This is a genomic window from Corallococcus terminator, from assembly GCF_003611635.1.
Classification (GTDB): domain Bacteria; phylum Myxococcota; class Myxococcia; order Myxococcales; family Myxococcaceae; genus Corallococcus; species Corallococcus terminator.
Genome location: NZ_RAVZ01000811.1, coordinates 1 through 451, shown reverse-complemented (window position 1 = coordinate 451; position 451 = coordinate 1). Strand labels below are relative to the sequence as shown.

At 72.7% G+C, this 451-nt stretch carries 1 protein-coding gene; it reads right to left on the bottom strand.

The window, feature by feature from the left end:
- Positions 1-451 (bottom strand): hypothetical protein (locus D7V88_RS43575; RefSeq protein WP_208726796.1); only part of this gene is annotated, 451 nt, incomplete at both ends.

Here is a 451-nt window from a genome sequence, read left to right as displayed (position 1 = left end):
GTGGCGGGGGGCATGAGCCCGTTGAAGTGCAGCACCAGCATCCAGCCACCCATGCCGACGTCGAACGCGAGCACCGTCAGCACCGCGACCAGCACCGCGGTGCCCACCGGAACCGCTCCCGGCCGGCGGGAAGCCCGCTCGTACCCGACGAGGAGCACCGTCGCGAGGACAGCAATGACGATGATCATCACCCAAAGGTCGATCCCCGCGATGGTGAGGCCCGACAGGACGACCAACGGCACCCCGACCAGGTGGGCTGCGGCAGAGGCGGTGCCGCCGGCGAGACCGGCGGCGGCCCGGGGCTCCGTGCCCGGGCTGGGCGTGGCCGCGTCCGACGCCGCTCGGGTGCTGCGGTTGTAGAAGGCCAGGGCCAGCGGACCCAGGTAGAGCGCGGACCCGATCCACACGAGCTCCGAGGCGACCGTGCCCCGGCGGTGGTTGCGGCCGTAGA